Source organism: Rhizobium sp. NLR16a (assembly GCF_017948245.1).
Lineage (GTDB): Bacteria > Pseudomonadota > Alphaproteobacteria > Rhizobiales > Rhizobiaceae > Rhizobium.
This window is the reverse complement of record NZ_CP072865.1, coordinates 3,910,505-3,932,337: the sequence shown is the minus strand read 5'-3', so window position 1 is coordinate 3,932,337 and position 21,833 is coordinate 3,910,505. Positions and strand designations below refer to the sequence as shown.

22 protein-coding genes and 1 tRNA gene are annotated in these 21,833 nt (G+C 61.2%); 16 read left to right on the top strand and 7 right to left on the bottom strand.

The genetic code is table 11. From position 1 onward, the window contains the following. Window positions 1-2: 2 nt before the first annotated feature. Both J7U39_RS19100 and mepA read right to left on the bottom strand, forming a co-directional pair. Window positions 3-383, bottom strand: coding sequence for a methylglyoxal synthase (locus tag J7U39_RS19100; RefSeq protein ID WP_210629600.1), 381 nt, complete (start codon window positions 381-383; stop codon window positions 3-5). Window positions 384-469: 86 nt separating this feature from the next. Further along, window positions 470-1,543, bottom strand: coding sequence for a penicillin-insensitive murein endopeptidase (gene mepA, locus J7U39_RS19095; RefSeq protein WP_210629599.1), 1,074 nt, complete (start codon window positions 1,541-1,543; stop codon window positions 470-472). Between the two features lie 246 nt (window positions 1,544-1,789). Between mepA and J7U39_RS19090 the strand changes: the two genes are divergently transcribed. The 7 genes from J7U39_RS19090 to pncB all read left to right on the top strand — a co-directional run bounded on the left by J7U39_RS19090 (window position 1,790) and on the right by pncB (window position 10,606). Then, complete coding sequence (locus tag J7U39_RS19090; RefSeq protein WP_210629598.1) at window positions 1,790-3,622, top strand: extracellular solute-binding protein; 1,833 nt, start codon at window positions 1,790-1,792, stop codon at window positions 3,620-3,622. 150 nt (window positions 3,623-3,772) lie between these two features. Further along, a complete protein-coding gene (locus J7U39_RS19085; protein WP_210629597.1) occupies window positions 3,773-4,861 on the top strand; it encodes a microcin C ABC transporter permease YejB in 1,089 nt (362 codons plus the stop codon). Next, window positions 4,861-6,009 (top strand): ABC transporter permease, encoded by a 1,149-nt coding sequence (locus tag J7U39_RS19080; RefSeq protein ID WP_210629596.1) that lies wholly within the window; start codon window positions 4,861-4,863, stop codon window positions 6,007-6,009. Before J7U39_RS19085 ends, J7U39_RS19080 begins: the two co-directional genes overlap by 1 nt. Further along, window positions 6,006-7,643, top strand: a complete 1,638-nt coding sequence (locus tag J7U39_RS19075; protein WP_210629595.1) for an ABC transporter ATP-binding protein — start codon at window positions 6,006-6,008, stop codon at window positions 7,641-7,643. Before J7U39_RS19080 ends, J7U39_RS19075 begins: the two co-directional genes overlap by 4 nt. Before the next feature lie 9 nt (window positions 7,644-7,652). Further along, window positions 7,653-8,612 carry a glyoxylate/hydroxypyruvate reductase A gene (locus tag J7U39_RS19070; RefSeq protein ID WP_210629594.1) on the top strand — a complete coding sequence of 320 codons (960 nt, stop codon included), beginning with the start codon at window positions 7,653-7,655 and terminating at the stop codon, window positions 8,610-8,612. A 145-nt stretch (window positions 8,613-8,757) separates the two neighbouring features. Continuing rightward, complete coding sequence (locus J7U39_RS19065) at window positions 8,758-9,114, top strand: hypothetical protein (protein WP_210631712.1); 357 nt, start codon at window positions 8,758-8,760, stop codon at window positions 9,112-9,114. A gap of 187 nt (window positions 9,115-9,301) precedes the next feature. Next, complete coding sequence (gene pncB, locus J7U39_RS19060; protein ID WP_210629593.1) at window positions 9,302-10,606, top strand: nicotinate phosphoribosyltransferase; 1,305 nt, start codon at window positions 9,302-9,304, stop codon at window positions 10,604-10,606. On the opposite strand, the gene J7U39_RS19055 is transcribed toward pncB, so the two are convergent. The 3 genes from J7U39_RS19055 to J7U39_RS19045 form a co-directional block, all read right to left on the bottom strand. Continuing rightward, window positions 10,588-10,827 (bottom strand): CrpP-related protein, encoded by a 240-nt coding sequence (locus J7U39_RS19055; RefSeq protein ID WP_210631711.1) that lies wholly within the window; start codon window positions 10,825-10,827, stop codon window positions 10,588-10,590. The two genes, pncB and J7U39_RS19055, sit on opposite strands and share 19 nt — an antisense overlap. Before the next feature lie 360 nt (window positions 10,828-11,187). Then, window positions 11,188-11,397, bottom strand: coding sequence for a KTSC domain-containing protein (locus J7U39_RS19050; RefSeq protein ID WP_210629592.1), 210 nt, complete (start codon window positions 11,395-11,397; stop codon window positions 11,188-11,190). Between the two features lie 151 nt (window positions 11,398-11,548). After that, window positions 11,549-11,638 (bottom strand) — tRNA-Ser (locus tag J7U39_RS19045). A gap of 228 nt (window positions 11,639-11,866) precedes the next feature. Here J7U39_RS19045 and J7U39_RS19040 point away from each other — a divergent pair. The 9 genes from J7U39_RS19040 (at window position 11,867) to deoA (ending at window position 20,448) form a co-directional block, all read left to right on the top strand. Continuing rightward, window positions 11,867-12,184 carry a hypothetical protein gene (locus J7U39_RS19040; protein ID WP_184458686.1) on the top strand — a complete coding sequence of 106 codons (318 nt, stop codon included), beginning with the start codon at window positions 11,867-11,869 and terminating at the stop codon, window positions 12,182-12,184. A gap of 310 nt (window positions 12,185-12,494) precedes the next feature. Next, window positions 12,495-13,487 (top strand): BMP family ABC transporter substrate-binding protein, encoded by a 993-nt coding sequence (locus J7U39_RS19035; protein ID WP_085776574.1) that lies wholly within the window; start codon window positions 12,495-12,497, stop codon window positions 13,485-13,487. Window positions 13,488-13,570: 83 nt separating this feature from the next. Beyond that, the gene (locus J7U39_RS19030; RefSeq protein ID WP_210629591.1) at window positions 13,571-15,082 is read left to right on the top strand and encodes an ABC transporter ATP-binding protein; all 1,512 of its coding nucleotides are present in this window, start codon (window positions 13,571-13,573) and stop codon (window positions 15,080-15,082) included. A 7-nt stretch (window positions 15,083-15,089) separates the two neighbouring features. Next, complete coding sequence (locus J7U39_RS19025; RefSeq protein WP_210629590.1) at window positions 15,090-16,193, top strand: ABC transporter permease; 1,104 nt, start codon at window positions 15,090-15,092, stop codon at window positions 16,191-16,193. Between the two features lie 10 nt (window positions 16,194-16,203). After that, a complete protein-coding gene (locus tag J7U39_RS19020) occupies window positions 16,204-17,175 on the top strand; it encodes an ABC transporter permease (RefSeq protein WP_210629589.1) in 972 nt (323 codons plus the stop codon). Between the two features lie 2 nt (window positions 17,176-17,177). After that, entirely contained in the window at window positions 17,178-17,567 is a 390-nt protein-coding gene (locus tag J7U39_RS19015; protein ID WP_064800281.1) for a cytidine deaminase, read from the top strand. Continuing rightward, on the top strand, window positions 17,564-18,370 hold the full coding sequence (locus J7U39_RS19010; protein WP_210629588.1) for a purine-nucleoside phosphorylase: 807 nt from the start codon (window positions 17,564-17,566) through the stop codon (window positions 18,368-18,370). Before J7U39_RS19015 ends, J7U39_RS19010 begins: the two co-directional genes overlap by 4 nt. Continuing rightward, window positions 18,363-19,139 carry a deoxyribose-phosphate aldolase gene (gene deoC, locus J7U39_RS19005; RefSeq protein WP_210629587.1) on the top strand — a complete coding sequence of 259 codons (777 nt, stop codon included), beginning with the start codon at window positions 18,363-18,365 and terminating at the stop codon, window positions 19,137-19,139. The genes J7U39_RS19010 and deoC overlap by 8 nt, the downstream gene beginning before the upstream one ends. A 1-nt stretch (window position 19,140) precedes the next feature. Next, complete coding sequence (gene deoA / locus J7U39_RS19000; protein ID WP_210629586.1) at window positions 19,141-20,448, top strand: thymidine phosphorylase; 1,308 nt, start codon at window positions 19,141-19,143, stop codon at window positions 20,446-20,448. Between the two features lie 6 nt (window positions 20,449-20,454). Here the strand turns inward: deoA and J7U39_RS18995 are convergent, their stop codons facing one another. Both J7U39_RS18995 and upp read right to left on the bottom strand, forming a co-directional pair. Then, a complete protein-coding gene (locus J7U39_RS18995) occupies window positions 20,455-21,024 on the bottom strand; it encodes a TIGR02281 family clan AA aspartic protease (protein ID WP_210629585.1) in 570 nt (189 codons plus the stop codon). 127 nt (window positions 21,025-21,151) lie between these two features. Continuing rightward, a complete protein-coding gene (gene upp, locus J7U39_RS18990) occupies window positions 21,152-21,781 on the bottom strand; it encodes a uracil phosphoribosyltransferase (RefSeq protein WP_020920114.1) in 630 nt (209 codons plus the stop codon). Between the last annotated feature and the right edge of the window lie 52 nt (window positions 21,782-21,833).

Sequence of the window (21,833 nt, the reverse complement as noted above, 5' to 3'; positions counted from 1 at the left end):
GATCAGGCTTCGAGTGTGGGAAGGAGCTTTATAGCGGTCGCGTGGTTGAGCGCCATCGGAATGTCGTAGACAATCGCCAGCCGCATCAGCGCCTTCACGTCGACATCATGCGGCATCGGTGTCAGCGGGTCGACGAAGAAAATCAGCGCGTCGACTTCGCCGGTCGAGATCAGCGCGCCGATCTGCTGGTCGCCGCCGAGCGGCCCGCTTTTCAGTCTGGTGACGTCGAGACCGGGAGCGGCGTCGAGCACGCGACCGCCGGTGGTACCTGTCGCGACGATCTTCCAGCGCGAGAGAAGGTCCTGATTGGCGCGGGCGAAAGCCGCCATGTCGTCCTTCTTCTGGTCATGCGCGATCAGCGCAAGGCACTTGCTGCCGGCCATGAAAGGAATCTCCGCCCCAACAATTCAATCGATTTGATCGCTTTATACCAAGAATTTGCGATTTGAAAGACAACGCGTCCGCCCATTCATTGGATCGCCGGCTTGTCGTTCGGAACCGGGCCGACATCCGGCAACCCCTCGTCATCATCAGCCGGCGCGGCTGCCGGAGCGGCGGCGAACGCGCTTACGGCGGAAGGCCCGCCATAGGTGGCGGCCTGCATCGAAGCGACAGAAGCGGCATCGAGCACGGCAGAGCAGGCCTTCGGCAGGTCGGTGATCATCATCTCACGCGGCGGCTTCGGGGGCTTGGCGCCGGGTTTGGGCGGTTTGGGCGGTGCCCAAGGCGCCGGGGTGAACCAATAAGCGAGCGACTTGTCGCAGCCGTCTCCTGAGGCGACGGGAGCTTGCGGCGTGCATCCGGCAGCACCGGGCGGGCATTTGATGCGGATGTGGAAATGCGAGTCATGGCCGTATATCGGCCGCAGCTTACCAAGGTTGGTGCGGTCGCCGGTCCAGGTGTCGCACATCTTCTTCTTGATCGCCGGATTGACGAAGATGCGCTCCACTTCGGGATAGCTCGCCGCCAGCACCAAAAGCCGCGCCCGCGATTCCGTCCACACCTTCGGGTCGACGGTGAGGAACTTGTCCTTCTGCAGCATGCTGGTGAAGGGCAGGTCCTCGCGCTCCTCAGCCGTCATGCGGCGCGCCGGCATCGGGGTGAACCAGATATCGGCATCAAGGCCGATCTGATGTGAGGAATGGCCGTTGAGCATCGGCCCGCCGCGCGGCTGCGCGACATCGCCGACCAGGATGCCCGGCCAGCCGGCATATTTGACCGCATCCTGCGAAAACCGTTCCAGAAGCGCAATCATCGCCGGGTTGCCCCAGCGGCGGTTGCGTGAAAGCCGCATTGCCTGCCAAGTCGGCCCGTCGGTCGGCAGCGCCACCGCGCCGGTCATGCAGCCCTTTGCATAGAAGCCGATCGGCTGCGCCGGCCCCTGCGTCGGCAGGCTGGCGCCTGCGAATAGCGCCTTGGCGCTGCCCGGGCTTGGCGTTTTCTGCTCTGCGCCGACGTCGCCGGCGGCAAGGCTTGCCCCGATTGCGCCGGCAAGCGTCAATTTGCCAAAAGTCCTGAAAGCCTGGGCGGAGCCGAAAGCCATGCTGTTCCCTTACGTCGATGCCGAAGTGATTTGCACTCGAATCTATCGTGAAAAGCAATTTTGGTGAATCGATGATTTGGCGGAGCGGCGCAGGAGGAGCCGGCGACGGATCGCCGCAGCATCACCGCAGCTGCCCTTTGACAGAAAAGCTCAAAATTCCGCGAGCTCGGCAAAAACCAAACTCTCTCCTGTTTTTCGCCCCTATTTCTCGTATTGTCGAATCCGCAATATTCAGGGGAAATGGGAATGACGGCATCGTGGTCGAAAATCGGTGTTATTCTGGCACTTGCTGGTGTTTTGATGCCATTGACGGCAATGGGTGAAGAGCAGCCGTTTCAGATCGGAAGCTCGGTCATCAGCGAAATGAAATACAAGCCGGGCTTTGCGCATTTCGATTACGTCAATCCCGATGCTCCCAAGGGCGGGGATCTGCGCCTTTCCGCAAGTGGCGCCTTCGACACCTTCAACCCGCTGCTTGCCAAGGGACAGACGGCGGTCGGCCTGACGCTCGTGTACGACACCTTGATGAAGCCCGCCGATGACGAGCTCCTTGTCTCCTACGGCCTGCTTGCCGAAGGACTTTCCTTTCCTTCTGACGTTTCCAGCGCGACCTTCCGCCTGCGCAAAGAGGCGAAATGGGCGGACGGTCAGCCGGTAACTCCGGAAGACGTCATTTTCAGCCTGGACAAGACTAAGGAATTGAACCCCGTCGCCGGGAACTACTACCATCACGTCGTCAAAGCGGAAAAGACCGGCGATCGGGATGTGACCTTCACCTTTGATGAGAAGAACAACCGCGAATTGCCCAACATTCTCGGCCAGTTAATGATTGTGCCGAAACATTGGTGGGAAGCACCCGGAGCGGATGGCAAGCCGCGTGACATTACCAAAACGACGCTGGAGCCCGTAATGGGGTCCGGGCCTTACAAGATTGCTTCTTTCTCGCCCGGCGCAACCATCCGTTATGAACTGCGTGACGATTACTGGGGCAAGAATCTCAATGTGAATGTCGGCCAGAACAATTTCCGCAATGTCATCTACACCTATTTCGGTGACCGCGATGTTGAGTTCGAAGCCTTTCGCGCCGGCAATAGCGACTATTGGCAGGAGACAACGGCTGCCCGCTGGGCGACGGGATACGATTTTCCTGCAGTGAAGGAAGGACGCGTCAAGAAGGAAGAGGTTGCAAATCCTCTGCGCTCCACCGGCATTCTGCAGGCTCTTGTGCCGAATATGCGGCGTGACCACTTCAAGGATATAAGGGTCCGCGAGGCGCTGAACTACGGCCTCGATTTCGAGGAGTTGAACCGCACCGTTGCCTTTAACAGTTACAAGCGCATCGACAGCTATTTCTGGAATACCGAGCTCGCCTCCTCCGGTCTGCCGCAGGGGCGGGAGCTGGAAATTCTGCAAGGCCTGAAGGACAAGGTTCCGCCCGAGGTCTTCACGACGCCGTACACCAATCCTGTTGGCGGCGATCCGCAGAAGAGCCGCGACAACCTCCGAAAGGCGATTGCTCTTCTGAAAGAAGCCGGTTGGGAGCTGAAGGGCAGTCGCATGGTCAATACCAAGACCGGCCAGCCAATGAGTTTCGAGATATTATTGTCGAGCCCCATGTTGGAGCGCTGGGCAGTGCCTTATGCCAGCAATCTCAAGAAAATCGGCATAGATGCGCGAGTTCGGACAGTCGACGCTTCGCAAGCTGTCAACCGCGAACGCAGCTTTGACTTCGACATGATCTGGAATGTCTGGGCGGAGACAATGAATCCGGGCAACGAGCAAGCCGACTACTGGGGATCCGGCTCGGTCAACCAGCAGGGTTCTCGCAACTACGCCGGCATTGCCAACCCAGCCGTCGATGAGCTCATCCGCATGATTATCTTCGCGCCGAACCGCGATGAACAGGTCGCTGCGATCAAGGCAATGGACCGGGTCTTGCTGGCAAATCACTATGTTATCCCGCTGTTCTACCGCGATACCGTTAATATCGCCTATTGGAACACAGTCACGCATCCTGCCGAATTTCCGGCCTACAGCCTTGGTTTCCCCGATGCCTGGTGGTCGACCTCGGCAAAATGAGCGGGCTTGCATTAGCGGGGCCCTGGGCTCCAAATGGCACGAGCGAATCACGACAAGCCGGCGGGGCCGGCAAGGGAAGGCTGGCGGCTTGAGCGGCATTGGACTGAACGGCGTGCAGACAAGAAATACTTTCCCGGAGGCTGAAGGCTGATGGGTGCCTATGTCATTCGCCGCCTGCTTTTGATGATTCCGACCATTGTCGGCATCATGGCAATTTCCTTCATCGTTGTTCAATTTGCACCCGGCGGCCCGGTCGAGCAGGTGATTGCCCAGCTGACCGGCCAGGCCGACAGCGCCGATCAGCGCCTGTCCGGCGGCGGCGATCTCCTCGGTGGCGGCGGCAGCGACGAAGGTTCGAAATATCGCGGCGCTCAGGGGCTCGATCCGGAGCTGATCGCCAAGCTCGAAAAACAGTTCGGCTTTGACAAGCCGCCGCTGACGCGCTTTGGCGAGATGATGTGGAATTACATCCGCTTCGATTTCGGCGAGAGTTTCTTCCGCAACACCTCCGTGCTCGACCTCATCAAGGAGAAGCTGCCGGTGTCGATTTCGCTCGGCATCTGGATCCTGATCTTCTCCTATGCGATCTCCATCCCGCTCGGCATCCGCAAGGCGGTCAAGGACGGGTCGACCTTCGACGTCTGGACCTCGGGCGTCATCGTTATCGGTTATGCCGTTCCGAGCTTTCTCTTCGGCATCCTGCTGATCGTGCTTTTCGCCGGCGGCTCCTTCTACGACTGGTTCCCGCTGCGCGGCCTCGTTTCCGACAATTTCGGTGAGCTCGCCTGGTGGCAGAAGCCGCTCGACTATTTCTGGCACCTCACTTTGCCGCTGATCTCGCTTTCGCTAGCCGCCTTCGCCACCACGACGCTCTTGACCAAGAATTCCTTCATCGAGGAGATCAAGAAGCAATATGTCGTCACCGCCCGCGCCAAGGGTCTGAATGACCGGCAGGTGCTCTACGGCCATGTGTTCCGCAACGCCATGCTGATCATCATCGCCGGTTTTCCCGGCGCCTTCATATCCGCCTTCTTCACCGGCTCGCTGCTGATCGAGAACATCTTTTCGCTCGATGGCCTCGGCCGCCTCGGCTATCTCTCGGTGGTCAACCGGGATTATCCGATCGTCTTCGCGACACTCTATATCTTCTCGCTGCTCGGTCTCTTCGTCAGCCTGATTTCCGACCTGATCTACACCTGGATCGATCCGCGCATCGATTTTGAGCGGAGGGATGTCTGATGGACGCCGCCGCAAATCCCGCCACGGCAACCCCGGTCAAGCCGCCGCGCAAGGGCCTGCTGTCGCCGACCAACATCCGTCGCTGGCAGAATTTCCGGGCGAACGGCCGCGGCTACTGGTCGCTGTGGCTGTTCCTGCTGCTGTTCTTGCTCAGCCTCTTTGCCGAGTTCCTCGCCAACGACCGGCCGATCATCGCCTCCTACAAGGGCGAAATCCTGTTTCCCGTGCTGATCGACTATCCCGAGGAGAAATTCGGCGGCTTCCTCGCCGAAACCGACTACCGCTCCTCGGTGATATCGGACGAGATCAACGCCAATGGCTGGATGATCTGGCCGCCGATCCGCTATTCCTACCGCTCGGTCAACTCGAACATTCCGCATTCGGCGCCAACCGCGCCCTTCTGGCTGATGACGAAAGAGGAGCGTTGCTCCGGCTATCCGCAAGGGGTGAATGATCCCGGCTGCACGCTTGGCAATCTCAACTGGCTCGGCACTGATGACCAGGCGCGCGATGTGCTGGCGCGTGTCATCTATGGCTTTCGCATATCGGTGCTGTTCGGCCTGGCGCTGACCATCTGCTCGGCAATCATCGGCGTCACGGCAGGGGCGGTGCAGGGCTATTTCGGCGGCTTGACCGATCTCCTGCTGCAGCGCTTCATCGAGATCTGGTCGTCGATGCCGGTGCTCTACATCCTGCTGATCATCGCCGCGATCCTGCCGCCCGGCTTCTTCGTGCTGCTCGGCATCATGCTGCTCTTCTCCTGGGTCAGCTTCGTCGGCGTGGTGCGAGCCGAATTCCTGCGCGCCCGCAATTTCGAATATGTCCGCGCCGCTCGCGCGCTCGGCGTCAACAACCGCACCATCATGTGGCGCCACCTGCTGCCGAACGCCATGGTGGCAACACTCACCTTCCTGCCCTTCATCCTCTCCGGCTCGATCACGACGCTGACCTCGCTCGATTTCCTCGGCTTCGGCATGCCGCCCGGCTCCCCTTCGCTCGGCGAAATGATCGCGCAGGGCAAGACCAACCTGCAGGCGCCCTGGCTGGGGCTGACGGCCTTCTTCGCCATGTCGATCATGCTTTCCCTATTGATCTTCATCGGCGAAGCCGTGCGCGACGCCTTCGACCCGAGGAAGACCTTTCAATGAGTGACATGACAGAACCGCTCCTTTCCGTCCGCGATCTCTCGGTTGCCTTTCACCAGGGCGGCGAAGCCTCCCTTGCCGTCGATCGCGTCTCCTTCGATATCGCCAGAGGCGAGGTCGTGGCGCTCGTCGGCGAATCCGGCTCCGGCAAATCGGTCTCGGCCAATTCGATCCTGAAGCTTCTGCCCTATCCGACCGCAAGCCATCCCTCCGGCGAGATCCTGTTCAAGGGCAAGGATCTCCTGAAAGCCTCGGAGCGGGCGCTGCGCGAGGTGCGCGGCAACGACATCACCATGATCTTCCAGGAGCCGATGACCTCGCTCAATCCGCTTCATACGATCGAGAAGCAGATCGCCGAGATCCTCGCCCTGCACCAGGGCATCACCGGCCAGCCGGCGCGCCAGCGCGTGTTGGAATTGTTGAACCAGGTCGGCATCCGCGAGCCGGAAAAGCGGTTGAAGGCCTATCCGCACGAACTGTCCGGCGGCCAGCGCCAGCGCGTCATGATCGCCATGGCGCTCGCCAACCGGCCGGAATTGCTGATCGCCGACGAGCCGACCACGGCGCTCGACGTCACCGTGCAGGCGCAGATCCTCGAACTGCTGCGGCAATTGAAGGCAGCGCACGGCATGTCGATGCTGTTCATCACCCATGATCTCGGCATTGTGCGCAAATTCGCCGACCGCGTCTGCGTCATGACCAAGGGCAGGATCGTCGAGGCAGGAACGGTCGAGGAGGTCTTCGCCAATCCGAAGCACGATTATACCCGCCACCTCCTGGCCTCCGAGCCGCGCGGCGAGCCACCGCTCGCCGATCCGTCGAAGCCGGTGGTGATGGAAGGTTCGGATATCCGCGTCTGGTTCCCGATCAAGGCGGGGCTGATGCGCCGCGTCGTCGATCATGTGAAGGCGGTCGACGGCATCGATCTTTCGCTGCGCGCCGGCCAGACGCTCGGCGTCGTCGGCGAGTCCGGTTCGGGCAAGACCACGCTCGGCCTGGCGCTCACCCGGCTGATCTCTTCACAGGGACGGATCGCCTTCGTCGGCAAGGATATAGCCGGCTATTCGTTCAATGAGATGCGACCGCTGCGCAATCAGCTGCAGATCGTCTTCCAGGATCCCTATGGTTCGCTCAGCCCCCGCATGTCGGTGGGCGATATCATCGCCGAAGGGCTGAAGGTGCATGAGCGCGCATTGACGGCAGAGGAGCGCGACCAGCGCGTCTGCTGGGCGCTGGAGGAGGTCGGCCTCGATCCGCTGACCCGCTGGCGCTATCCGCATGAATTCTCCGGCGGCCAGCGCCAGCGCATCGCCATCGCCCGGGCCATGGTGCTGAAGCCGCGTTTCGTCATGCTCGACGAACCGACCTCCGCGCTCGACATGAGCGTACAGGCGCAGGTGGTCGACCTGCTGCGCGACCTGCAGAGGAAACACGACCTCGCCTATCTCTTCATCAGCCACGACCTGAAGGTGGTGAAGGCGCTTGCCAACGACGTCATCGTCATGCGGTTCGGCAAGGTGGTGGAGCAGGGACCGTCCGCGGAAATCTTCCGTGCGCCCAAGGACGATTACACCAAGGCGCTGATGGCGGCCGCCTTCAACATCGAGGCGGTGCCGACGCCCGCCGTGCAGCAGTAAAAGAAGATCATGTCCGCACTTTCTCCCGTTCTCGTCGATCTCAAATTCAACCCCGAAGGCATTGCCAATGCGCTGAAGACGGCTTTTGCCGATCGCGGCTGCATCAATCTCGCCGATCCGGCTGATGCCGCGCATGATCTGCGTGCCGTCGAGTATGCTCTTCTCTGGAGGCCGGATGCCGATCTTTTCAGCCGGGCGCCAAACCTCAAGGTCATCTTCTCGGGCGGCGCCGGTGTCGATCACATCATCGGCATGGCCGGTCTGCCCGACATTCCGATCGTCCGTTTCGTCGACCGCAGCCTGACAACCCGCATGAGCGAATGGGTCGTCATGCAGTGCCTGATGCATCTGCGGGGGCAATATGCCCATGACATCAAGCAGCGGCGGCGCGAATGGGCCAAGTTGATCGCGCCGGAATCGGCGGAGGTGACCGTCGGCGTCATGGGGCTCGGCATTCTGGGCCAGGATGCGGTCGCCAAGCTGAAAGTGATGGGTTTCAACGTCATCGGCTGGTCGCGCACCCGCAAAACAATCGAGGGCGTCGAGACCTTCGACGCGGGCGAACTGGACCGGTTCCTCGCCAAGACCGACATTCTGGTCGGCCTCTTGCCGCTGACGCCTGAGACGACCGGCTTCTATGATAGCGGGCTATTTAAGAAGCTCCGCCGCGACGGTGCGCTCGGGCAGCCTGTCTTCATCAATGCCGGCCGCGGCAAGAGCCAGATCGAGAGCGACATCGTCTCGGCGGTCAGGGAGGGGATCCTCGGCGGCGCTTCTCTCGACGTTTTCGAAGTGGAGCCGCTCGCCACCGACAGCCCGTTGTGGGAATTGGAGAATGTCTTCATCACCCCGCATGACGCGGCGGTCTCCGAAGAGAACGCGCTGTTCCGCCATGTCGAGATGCAGATCGCCCGTTTTGAGCGCGGCGAGCCGCTGCAGTTCGTGATCGATCGCGACGCCGGCTATTAGCGGAATCTCGCGCCAAAACCACTGCCGAGGTTTGGTTATTCCCAAGACCGCGGCAGGTATGAGCCCGGAACCTTCCAGACGGCCACCCGTTTTCCTTGCGAAGTTCTTTGCGGCCAAATCGGCCGCCAAGGCAGCGAAGGAGACGATGATGGCGCATCAGACCGAAACACGCTGGGAAAAATCCGACGGAAAGCTTCACAAGGAACAGCAAATCCCGCCGGTCGAGGCAAAGCAGGGGCGTATGGGTTATCGTATCCTCACCGTGCTGCTCGTGGCGCTGATCCTCGCTTTCGTGGTCTGGATTCCAGTCGAGATCTGGGGCCGCCGCGAGGCGAACGAGGTGGCGCCGCATCAGCCCGGCCAACAGCTCCAGCAGCAGCAGTCGGACGCAGCACCCGCGCCGACGATCCAGAATGGCAATGCGGTCCTGACCGAGACGCCGCAAACGGCGCCGGCCCCGGATACCGCTCCTGCGACCCCGGCTCAACCTCCGGCCCAATAGGCGTTCGACGGATGATCTCCCGCATCCCGTCGCCACGATCCGGCGGGATGTTTATGTTTTGTCTGGACTTTCTCCGCCGATTTTTCGATAAGAAGGCGCACGAGCCGGTTTCGTGCGCCGGCCCGGAACTTGGCAGCACCTGGGAATTTGGCAGCACCTGACCGGAGTGGACAGGGGCAGGAATCTCATGGCCAAGACCGATATCGCGAGACGCGTCTACAATCACGCCTGGAAACTCGACCCGATCATCCGGAGCCTGATCGATACCGACTTCTATAAGCTGCTGATGCTGCAGATGATCTGGAAGCTCTATCCTGATGTGAACGCCTCCTTCACCCTGATCAACCGCACCAAGCGCGTCCATCTCGCCGAAGAGATCGATGAGGGCGAATTGCGCGAACAGCTCGATCACGCCCGCACGCTGCGGCTCTCCAAGAAGGAGATGATCTGGCTGGCGGGTAACAGTTTCTACGGCCGTGCGCAGATCTTCGAGCCGGAATTCCTCGCCTGGCTGTCCAATTTCCAGCTCCCTGAATATGAGCTGTCGAAGAAGGACGGGCAATATGTGCTGGACTTCCATGGGTCCTGGAAGGAAACCACGATGTGGGAGATCCCGGCGCTCGCCATCGTCAACGAGCTGCGTTCGCGCTCGGCGATGAGGGCGCTCGGTCCCTTCACGCTGGATGTGCTCTACGCCCGCGCCAAGGCAAAGATGTGGTCGAAGGTCGAGCGGCTGAGGGAGTTGCCGGGCCTGCGCATCTCCGATTTCGGCACCCGCCGCCGCCACAGCTTTCTCTGGCAGCGCTGGTGCGTCGAGGCGCTGAAGGAAGGCATCGGTCCGGCCTTCACCGGCACCAGCAATGTATTGCTGGCGATGGATTCCGATCTCGAGGCGGTCGGCACCAATGCCCACGAGCTGCCGATGGTGGCAGCCGCCCTGGCGCAGACCGATGAGCAACTGCGCAATGCCCCTTACAAGATCCTGCGCGACTGGAACAAGCTCTATGGCGGCAACCTGCTGATCGTCCTGCCGGACGCCTTCGGCACCGCGGCCTTCCTGCGTGACGCCCCCGAATGGGTCGCCGACTGGACCGGCTTCCGTCCGGACAGCGCGCCGCCGATCGAAGGCGGAGAAAAGATCATCGACTGGTGGAAGAAGATGGGCCGCGATCCGCGCCAGAAGCTGTTGATCTTCTCCGACGGCCTCGATGTCGACGCCATCATCGACACTTACCGGCATTTCGAAGGCCGTGTGCGCATGAGCTTCGGCTGGGGCACCAACCTGACGAATGATTTTGCCGGCTGCGCGCCGACGGAAATATCAGGCCTCAATCCGATCTCGATCGTCTGCAAGGTCAGCGACGCCAACGGCCGTCCAGCGGTAAAACTCTCTGACAATCCGCAGAAGGCGACGGGAGACCCGGCTGAGGTCGAGCGTTACCTGAAATTCTTCGGCGCCGAGGATCGGGTCGATCAGACTGTCCTGGTATAGGCACGAGGTGAGGCGCGGCCATGACGGGGCGCATCGATATGCCCCGCCATCGCATCCTCGATCGACCAGCCGAAGCGCCAGGCGTCGAACATCGAGTACCATTCCTGAAAATCGGTGATCGGCAGCACATCCGGCTTCGACATCGGATTGTCCGCCAAGCTGCGGCCACGAGCACGGTCGCGCACGCCACGCTCCTGCATCTCAAGCAGATTCTCGAACATCATCACCCCGGCCTCCCGTTCCATGGGTTTATGCAATCATGCTAATGAAGCATTGTCGAGTCTAGATGTGAGCATTCCGGTTTTTCACAGGATTAGCCCCATTTCGCTATTTCAAGGCAATCGCAGCCGACCTCGGATTGATCTGGCGAAACGGATTGGGCGTGACGGGGAGGCCCGGCTTCGTGGCTGGGGTCCGCCACCGAGCCTCCCGGCTGACCGAATCTCTGAAAGCGGCAGCGCTGACAATTGCCGCGTTCTGCTCCGGCCGATCCAACTGTGATGAAGGTGAGGGTTAGCCCGTGGTTAATATCCACCGGCCCCGTCTCAATCCGGCGCAATTTCCAGCCGGGCCCACGGGTTTCAGGCGGCCAGTCTGCGAAACCGCGTCCTGATCCGGTCGAGATAATAATGTCCGGGAGACGGCGCCGCCGTCATCGCATGCGCTTCCGAGGAGGGCACGCCTTCGAACAGGCGCTCTTCACCGTTCTTGAAACAGATCCTGAGCCTTCCGTCTTCCTGACTGAAATAGACGGATTTGATGATCTTCGACTTCACCGAAAGTTCTTGCACCTGTTTTACCTCTGTTCTTGGTTTGGCAGAACCCTAAACCCAAACGTGCAAAGACACGGTGAAGCAGCGTGGTAAAAAATCTCCAATTCGGGACATGCCGAACTCGGTTCCCCCGGGGATGTCTGAAGGAGATGCAAGAGGGAAAGCGAAATGGCGGACAGGGAGGGATTCGAACCCTCGGTACGCTTTCACGTACACACGCGTTCCAGGCGTGCGCCTTAAACCACTCGGCCACCTGTCCTTTGGCGTTCGCGCCCGGATAGGAGCAAATCGTCGGAACGGCGCGATATATACCGATGAATTTTTGCCGATCAACCCAAATCTAACAGTTTTTTGACTTCTTCCGATAAAACTCCCCTTGGCCCATCCCATTGTGCTTCACCTCATCGATGACTATGTAATTCTCAAGGTGGAGAATGGCGCGGGCTCGCCGGAATTGTCCGGGCATATTGAAGCGTCGGAGGGATTGATGCGTTTCCTGTTGCGTCTGGCGAGTCTTGTCGCGCTTGCGGCAGCCGTTATTGCCGGAACCATCGATTCGATCCAGTCGGTTGCCGCCTCCGCCGTGATCATGACGCCGATGTCGGATGCCTGGCAGGATGTCAGCCCAGACACGCTGACGTCGCTGCAATCCGCGCTTTCCTACTATATCCACCCGCGCTTCTATGCCTTCATCTTTCAGTGGCTGATGCTGCAGCCGGCCTTTGCGGTTTTTCTGGTGATCGCGCTGCTTCTTTGGATGATCGGCTACAAGAAACCGCAAGTGTCAGGCCGCTTCATCGCGTAGCCGATCGGTTTGAGCCGGTGCGCTGCGGCGAAGGCCGGTTATGGCCCTCCGCGGCTTCGGCATCTGCCGGCGGATTGGCTAGAAAAACTGCAGCATCGATGGGGAAATGTCCAAAAATCAGCCGGGAAGAACTGATTTTCAGCAATCGCTGCAAATCTTTACCGCCTGAAAAATTTCTGGTGAATTTTTCCGTGAGCCATGCAAGGATGCGCGCAGCCAGGCCTCCGGGGGGAGGTCGGTGGTTCCGCAGACATGTCCGAAAAGGGCTTGCGGGAGGACCCCAAACGAATAGCAACAACAGGGCTGCACAATGAAAAAATCCCTTCTCACTCTCCTTGCCGTGGCTGCCATGTCGACGACGGCGCTGGCCGCCGATGTCAAGCCGGCGCTGGTTTACGGCACCGGCGGGAAGTTCGATAAGTCTTTCAACGAAGCGGCCTATAACGGCGCCGAGAAGTTCAAGGCCGAGACCGGCATCGCCTATCGCGACTTCGAGCCGACGGGCGACACGCAGGGCGAACAGGCCATCCGCAACTTCGCAAGCCGCGGTTTCAATCCGGTGGTGGCCGTTTCCTTCGCCTGGACTTCGGCAATCGAGAAGGTCGCTGCCGAATTCCCGGATACCAAATTCATCATCGTCGACTCCGTCGTCGATAAGCCGAACGTCCGCTCCGTCGTCTACAAGGAAGAAGAAGGCTCCTACCTCGTCGGCATTCTCGCCGGCATGGCATCGAAGACCGGCAAGGTCGGTTTTGTCGGCGGCATGGACATTCCGCTGATCCGCAAGTTCGAATGTGGCTATGAGCAGGGCGCCCGCGCCGCCAAGGCCGATATCGAGGTGTTCCAGAACATGACCGGCACCACGGGTGCTGCCTGGAACGACCCGGTTCGCGGCGGCGAGCTCACCAAGAACCAGATCGATCAGGGCGCCGACGTTATTTACGCGGCTGCCGGCGCCACCGGTCTCGGCGTTCTCCAGACCGCCGCCGACAACAAGAAGCTGTCGATCGGCGTCGATTCCAACCAGAACCATCTGCATCCGGGCTCGGTCCTGACCTCGATGGTCAAGCGCGTCGACCTCGCCGTCTACAACGCCTACACCGATACCAAGAACGACAAGTTCACCGCTGGCGTTCAGGCTCTCGGCGTCAAGGAAGACGGTGTCGGCGCCGCGATCGACGACAACAACAAGTCGCTGATCACGCCGGAAATGCAGGCTGCCGTCGACAAGGCCAAGGCCGATATCATCGCCGGAACCGTCAAGGTTCACGATTACACCTCGGACAACGCTTGCCCGAAGTGATCAGCGCCCTGATGTAATATCGAGATCGGGCGTATGGCGGAGGGGATTTTCGCCATACGCCCTTTTCTTATTTGGAGCCTGCAGTGACAGATAAGCCCGCTATCGAGCTTGTCGGCATCGATAAGAAATTCGGTGCCGTCCATGCCAACAAGGACATCAACCTCACCGTTGCCAAGGGGACGATCCACGGCATCATCGGTGAAAACGGCGCCGGCAAATCGACGCTGATGTCGATCATCTACGGTTTCTATCATGCCGACAGCGGCGAGATCCGCGTCAACGGCAATCCGGTCACCATCCGTGACAGCCAGGCGGCCATCGCCGCCGGCATCGGCATGGTGCACCAGCATTTCATGCTGGTCGACAATTTCACCGTGCTCGAGAACATCATGCTCGGCGCCGAAGGCGGCTCGCTGCTGGCCAGGGGCGTCGCATCGGCCCGCGCCGAGCTCAAGCGGCTGGAAACCGAATACGGCCTCGAGGTCGATCCGGACGCACTGATCGAAGAGCTGCCGGTCGGCTTGCAGCAGCGCGTCGAAATCCTGAAAGCCATGTATCGCGGCGCCGAGATCCTGATCCTCGACGAACCCACAGGTGTGCTGACGCCAGCTGAAGCGGACCACCTCTTCCGCATCCTCAAGGTGCTGCGCGACCAGGGCAAGACGATCATCCTCATCACCCACAAACTTCGCGAGATCATGGCGATCACCGATACGGTCTCCGTCATGCGCCGCGGCGAGATGGTCGCCACCCGCAAGACGGCGGAAACGACGGTGGAGGAGCTTGCCGAGCTGATGGTCGGCCGTCGCGTGCTGCTGCGCGTGCAGAAGGGCGAAGCCAATCCGGGCGCCGCCGTGCTCTCCGTCCGCAACCTGACGGTCAAGGACAATCGCGGCGTCACCATGGTCGACAACGTCTCCTTCGACGTGCGCGCCGGCGAGATCGTCGGCATTGCCGGTGTTGCCGGCAACGGCCAGTCGGAATTGCTGGAGGCGATTGCCGGAATCCGCAAGCCTGTCTCCGGCGAAATCCTTCTCGATGGCCAGACGATCGACAAGGCCGACCCCGCCTGCCTGCGCGATCTCGGCCTCGCCCACATTCCCGAGGACCGGCACCATATGGGACTGGTGCTGAAGTTCGAGGAATATGAAAACTCCGTCCTCGGCTATCACCGCCGTCCGGACTACAGCAAAGGGCCGCTGCTCGATCTCGAAGCGATCCGCAAGGATGCGATGGAGAAGATCGAAAAATACGATATCCGTCCGCCGAACCCGCGGCTGAAGACGGCGAATTTCTCCGGCGGCAATCAGCAGAAGATCGTCGTCGCCCGCGAAATCGAACGCGATCCGAAGATGCTGATCATCGGTCAGCCGACCCGCGGCGTCGATATCGGCGCCATCGAATTCATTCACCGCCGGATCATCGAAATGCGCGATGCGGGCAAGGCGATCCTGCTCGTCTCCGTCGAACTCGATGAGATCCGCGCCCTTTCAGACCGTATCCTTGTCATGTTCGCCGGCCAGGTCGTCGGCGAGAAGACGCCCGATGCCGGTGAACAGACCCTCGGCCTGATGATGGCCGGCATTGCCGCGTGAGGCCTTTATGAGCACTGCTTCCGTTCCGCTACCAAACTGGATTAATTACGGTCTCATCCCGCTTTTAAACCTCGTCGTCGCCTTCCTGATCTCGGGTTTCGTCGTCTGGCTGATCGGCGAAAGCCCGCTCGCCGCGCTCTCGCTGCTGATCGAGGGCGCCTTCGGCAGCGGCGAAGGCATCGGCTTCACGCTCTACTATGCAACGAGTTTCATCTTCACCGGCCTTTCCGTGGCCGTCGCCATCCATGCCGGTCTCTTTAACATCGGCTCTGAAGGCCAGGCCTATATTGGCGGGCTCGGCTGTGCGCTGGTAGCGCTTGCGCTCGACCATTACGTGCCCTGGTATGTGACGATGCCGATTGCCATTGTCGGCGCCGGGATCTTCGGTGCGGCTTGGGCCTTCATTCCCGCTTTCCTGCAGGCCAAACGCGGCAGCCATATCGTTATCACGACGATCATGTTCAACTACATCGCAGCCGCCCTGATGGTCTATCTGCTGGTGCACGTGCTGATCGTGCCGGGCAAGATGGCGCCGGAAACCCGCACCTTCCTCGAAGGTGGGCAGCTTCCGAAGCTTGGCTGGCTCATGAGCATCTTCGGTGCCAAATTGGGTGCAGCACCCTTCAACGTCTCCTTCATCATCGCCCTTCTTGCCGCCTGGTTTGTCTGGATCCTCATCTGGCGCACCAAGCTGGGCTTTGAGATGCGTACACTCGGCGTGAGCTCGACCGCGGCTGCCTATGCCGGCATACCCTATGCGCGCATCGTTATCATCGCGATGCTGATTTCGGGCGCGCTCGCCGGCATGATGGCGCTCAATCCCGTCATGGGATCGTCCGCCCGTCTGCAGGTCGAGTTCGTTGGTGGCGCCGGCTTCGTCGGCATTGCAGTGTCGCTGATGGGCCGCAACCATCCGCTCGGCATCATCTTTTCCGCAATCCTTTTCGGCACCCTTTACCAGGGCGGCGACTGGATCTCTTTCGAGATGCCGAATATCACCCGCGAAATGATCCTGGTCATCCAGGGACTGGTGATCCTCTTTGCCGGTGCGCTGGAATACATGTTCCGGCCGGCAATGGTGCACATCTACCAGCAATTGAAGCGAGCCTGAGGAGCGGACGATGGATTATTACGACATCTTCATCAACGTCCTGAGCTCGACGGTCAGGCTCTCTATTCCGCTGATCTTTACCGCGCTCGCGGGACTGTTTTCCGAGCGCGCCGGCATCTTCGATATCGGCCTGGAAGGGAAGATGCTGGGCTCGGCCTTCGCCGCCGCCTGCGTGGCCTATCTCACCGGTTCGGCCTGGCTGGGCCTTGGCGCCGGCGTCGTTTGTTCGGTGGCGCTCAGCCTGGTGCATGGCTTTGCCTCGATCACCAATCGCGGCAACCAGATCGTCTCAGGTGTGGCGATCAACTTCTTCATCGCCGGCATCACCATCGTGCTCGGCCAGGCCTGGTTCGGCCAGGGCGGCCGGACGCCGCAGCTGGCGCCGGAGGCCCGCTTCGCGCCGATCATCCTGCCGGGCGCCGATGCCGTCCACGACATACCGATCATCGGTCCGCTCTATGCAAGCGTGATATCGGGCAACAATATCCTCACCTATCTCGCCTTCCTCGCCGTGCCCTTCTCCTGGTGGGTGCTTTACCGCACGCGCTTCGGCCTCAGGCTGCGCGCCGTCGGCGAAAATCCCGGCGCGGTCGATACGGCAGGCATTTCGGTTTCTTGGCTGCGCTATCGCGCCGTCATGTGCGCCGGCATCCTCTGCGGCTTTTCCGGCACGTACCTCGCGATCGCCCAGTCCGCCGCCTTCATCAAGGACATGTCGGCCGGCAAGGGCTACATCGCGCTGGCGGCGCTAGTTTTCGCCAAGTGGAAGCCGGTACCGGTGATGTTCGCCTGCCTGCTCTTCGGCTTCCTGGATGCTTTGGCGAACTTCATGCAGGGCAAGCAGGTGCCGTTGGTCGGTGAAGTGCCGGTCCAGGTCTTCCAGGCACTGCCCTATATCCTGACCTGCATCCTGCTTGCCGGCTTCATCGGCGTCGCAATCCCGCCAAAGGCCGGCGGCGTGCCCTATACGAAGGAGCGTTGATCATGTCCCACGACCTGTTCGAAGCCGCCCGCGGCGCCATGGCCTTTGCCCATGCGCCCTATTCGAAATTCCCGGTCGGCGCGGCGATCCGCGCCGAGGACGGCAAGGTCTATACCGGCGCCAACATCGAAAACCTCTCCTTTCCGCAAGGATGGTGCGCCGAGCCGACGGCGATCAGCGCCATGATCATGGGCGGCGCCAGGAAGATCGTCGAAATGGCCGTCATCGCCGAGAAGCTGCCGCTCTGCCCGCCCTGCGGCGGCTGCCGCCAGAAAATTTCCGAATTCGCCGCCAAGGACACGAAGATCTATCTCTGCGATGAGGCAGGCGTGAAGAAGACCATGACGATGGAAGAGCTCCTTCCTTTCAGCTTCGAGACCGAACTCGGATGAAGGCGACGGTCGAACTGCTTGTCGCCCTGCTCGGCGCGATCAAGCCGCGCCATGGCATCGTGCTCGGCTCTGGCCTCGGCTCCCTCGTTGGCCAGCTGGACGGCGCCGTCCGTATTCCCTATCGCGACCTGCCGGGCTTTCCCGTCAGCGCCGTCTCCGGCCACGCTGGCGAAGTCGTCGCAGGCCGCCTCGGTGGAAAGCCAGTCATCATGCTTTCCGGCCGCGTGCATTATTATGAGAAGGGCGATGCCAACGCCATGCGCCTGCCGATCGAGGTGCTGAAGGCGCTCGGCGTCGAGGCGCTGATCCTGACCAATTCGGCCGGATCGCTGCGCGACGACATGCCCCCCGGCTCGGTGATGCAAATCACCGATCACATCAACTACTCCGGCATGAACCCGCTGATCGGCGAGGAGAGCGACCATCGCTTCGTCGGCATGACCAATGCCTATGATGCCGGCCTCGCCGCGGCGATTCGGAAGGCAGCGGCAAAGCTCAAGATTGAGCTGGCGCAGGGCGTCTATATGTGGTTTTCCGGGCCGAGCTTCGAAACGCCGGCCGAAATCCGCATGGCGCGCATCCTGGGCGCCGATGCCGTCGGCATGTCGACAGTGCCCGAGGTGATCATCGCAAGAATGCTGGGTCTGAGGGTTGCGGCCGCTTCCGTTATCACCAACTATGGAGCAGGCATGACCGGCAATGAGCTCAGCCATGAAGAAACCAAGGACATGGCGCCCGTCGGCGGCGCCCGTCTCGCCGCCATATTGAAAGAGATGATTGCGGGAGGAAGCGAAAATGACTAGCCATTCTATCCGGGAGACCGCGGCGGTCGCCCTTTCCCTTCTCGACCTCACCAATTTGAAGGACGATTGCACCGAGGCGCAGATCGACACGCTCTGCGCCCGCGCGCAGACGCCCTACGGCAACAGCGCCGCGATCTGCATCTGGCCGCGTTTCGTCGCCCATGCCCGCAATATCCTCGGCGCCGGCCATGCTGTGCGGATCGCAACCGTCGTCAATTTCCCCGCGGGCGATATGGAGGTGGCCGACGTCGCCGCCGAAACCCGTGAGGCGATCGCCGATGGCGCTGACGAGATCGATCTGGTCATTCCCTACCGCAAGTTCATATCAGGCAACGAGAAGGCGGTGACCGACATGGTCAAGGCGGTGCGCGCCGAATGCGCCGGCCCCGTCCTGCTGAAAGTGATCATCGAGACCGGCGAGTTGAAGGATGCGGCCCTGATCCGCCGTGCCTCGGAGCTCGCGATTGAAGCCGGCGCCGATTTCATCAAGACCTCGACCGGCAAGGTCGCCGTCAACGCGACGCTCGAAGCCGCCGACATTATGATCCGGGCCATTCGTGAGAGCGGGCGCAAGGTCGGCTTCAAGCCGGCTGGCGGCATCGGCTCGGTGGCCGATGCGGCGCTCTATCTCAGCCTTGCCGAAACCATCATGGCGCCGGACTGGGCCATGCCCTCGACCTTCCGCTTTGGCGCTTCCGGCCTGCTCGACGACATACTGGCGGTTCTGAGCGGAGCGCAGCCGGCAGCGGCTGCGGCGTCGAGCTATTGAGATGATTCCGCAGGAGATCATCCGGCGTAAACGCGATGGCGAGGAACTCGACCCCGCCGATATCAGCTCCTTCATCGCGGCACTCTCCGACGGGCAGCTGTCCGAAGGACAGATCGGCGCCTTCGCCATGGCCGTCTGGTTCAAGGGCATGTCACGCAAGGAAATCGTCGCCCTCACGCTGGCGATGGCCAATTCCGGCGACAGGCTGCAATGGGCGGATATCGGCCGTCCCATCGCCGACAAACATTCAACCGGCGGCGTCGGCGATAACGTCTCGCTGATGCTGGCGCCGATCGCCGCCGCCTGCGGCCTCGCCGTCCCGATGATCTCGGGGCGCGGCCTCGGCCATACCGGCGGCACGCTCGACAAGCTCGAATCCATTCCCGGCTATGTAATCACCCCTGATTCGGACCTGTTCCACAGGGTCGTGAAAGGGGCGGGATTCGCCATCATCGGCCAGACCGGAAGCTTGGCGCCCGCCGACGGCAGGCTTTATGCCGTGCGCGATGTCACCGCCACCGTCGATTCCATTCCGCTCATCACTGCCTCCATCCTGTCGAAGAAGCTCGCAGCCGGACTTGAGACGCTGGTGCTCGACGTCAAGCTCGGCAACGGCGCCTTCATGGCTGACCGCGGTCAGGCGGAGATGCTGGCGCGTTCCCTGGTCGAGGTGGCGAACGGCGCGGGCGTGAAGACCTCCGCCTTGATCACCGACATGAATGAGCCGCTTGCCGATTGCGCCGGCAATGCCGTCGAGATGCGCAACTGCTTGGACTTCCTGGCGGGCAGGAAGACCGGCACGCGACTCGAGACCGTGGTTTTTGCCTTCGCCGCCGAGATGCTGGTTAAATCAGGCATTGCCTCTTCCTGCGAGGAAGCCGACGCGATGGCGCGTCGAGCGCTGTCGTCGGGACGGGCGGCCGAAAGCTTCGGGCGCATGGTTTCCATGCTCGGCGGACCGGCCGATCTCGTCGAAAATCCCGAGAGATACCTGGCCGGGGCGCCGGTCGAAAGAGAAGTCCCCGCTGCCCGATCCGGCTGGATGGCCGCCTGCGACGCGCGCGGTATCGGCATCAGCGTCATCGATCTCGGCGGCGGCCGCCGCCATCCGTCAGATCGCATCGACCACCGCGTCGGTTTCTCCGGCCTCCTGCCGCTCGGCACGTGGGTCGATGCGGGCGATCCGATCGCTGTCGTTCACGCTGCCTGCGAAGCCGCGGCGGAAAAAGCAGTTGCCGCCCTTGCCGTGCATTATCGCATTGCTGACGACAGGCCGGAATTGGCCCCCGTCATTGCAGGTCGGGTCTGATGCGGTTTACTGTTTGAGGCTGAGCGAGCCGTCGGCGACTGAATAGGAGGCGAGTTTCTGCAGGAAGCTCATGCCGACGAGCGTGGTCGTTAAGGCATCGTCCCTGAGCACGAAGGCTTCGACATTGCGGACGCGGATGCCGCCGATTTCGACGCGGTCAAGGATCACATGCGCGGCCTTCGTCTGGCCGTTCGCCGTGTTCACACCATAGCGGAAGTCAAGCTGATTTGCGGTGTAGCCGAGCCGGCGGGCGAGTGTCTCATTGAGCGCGACATAGGTGGCGCCGGTATCGATCAGCCCTGGCACCGGTTTGCCGTTGATCTTGAAGCTGCCGGTATAGTGCCCCTGCGCATCCGCCTGCAGGCGGATCGTACCATTGCCGGAAGCGGGCGCCGGTGCAGCGGACTGGTGGGCGTCGGCCGAGACGTAATTGGCGGAGAGACCGTCGGCAGGTTGTTGGCTGATACGTCCAACGAGCGAAGGTACCTGTGTGGCCAGCACTGCGGCGACGCTGGCGAAAATGACGGTACGCACGAGCATGAAACAGAAATCCTTCCTGTATAAACCCCGCGTCATGCGGGGCCTCATGCTTCCAGCTTGCTAAGCCTCAAATCCTGAGAACTTGCTAATATCGATAACAAAAAGGCCCGGAGCGAACCTTCCGGGCCATAAAGTCTTGCGATTTGGTAAAGGAAGGCTGAAATTATTTCGTGCCGTACATGCGGTCGCCGGCATCGCCGAGGCCCGGCATAATGTAGCCCTTCTCGTTCAGATGGCTGTCGATCGCCGCGGTGAAGACCGGAACATCCGGATGCGCCGCGCGGAAGTTGCGGATGCCTTCCGGGGCGGCGAGCAGGCAGAGGAAGCGGATATTGTGGGCGCCGCGTTCCTTGAGCTTGTCGATCGCCGCAATCGAGGAATTGCCGGTCGCCAGCATCGGGTCGACGACGATGATCAGGCGCTCGGCCACGTCCTCCGGCGCCTTGAAGTAATACTCGACCGGCTGCAGCGTCTCGTGATCGCGATAGACGCCGATATGCGAGACCCGGGCGGAAGGCACGAGATCGAGCATGCCTTCGAGCAGCCCGTTGCCGGCGCGCAGGATCGAGGCGAAGACCAGCTTCTTGCCCTCGAGGATCGGCGAGTCCATCGTCTGCAGCGGCGTCTCGATCGTCGCCATCGTCAATTCGAGATCGCGGGTGACCTCGTAACAAAGCAGCGTGGAGATTTCGCGCAGCAGGCGCCGGAAACTTCCCGTCGATGTCTCCTTGCGTCGCATGATGGTGAGCTTGTGTTGCACAAGCGGGTGATCGATGACCGTGACGCCGTCCATGGGGAAGCCTTTCATTCTTTCTATCGAATGTTTCTTTCACGGAAATCGGCCC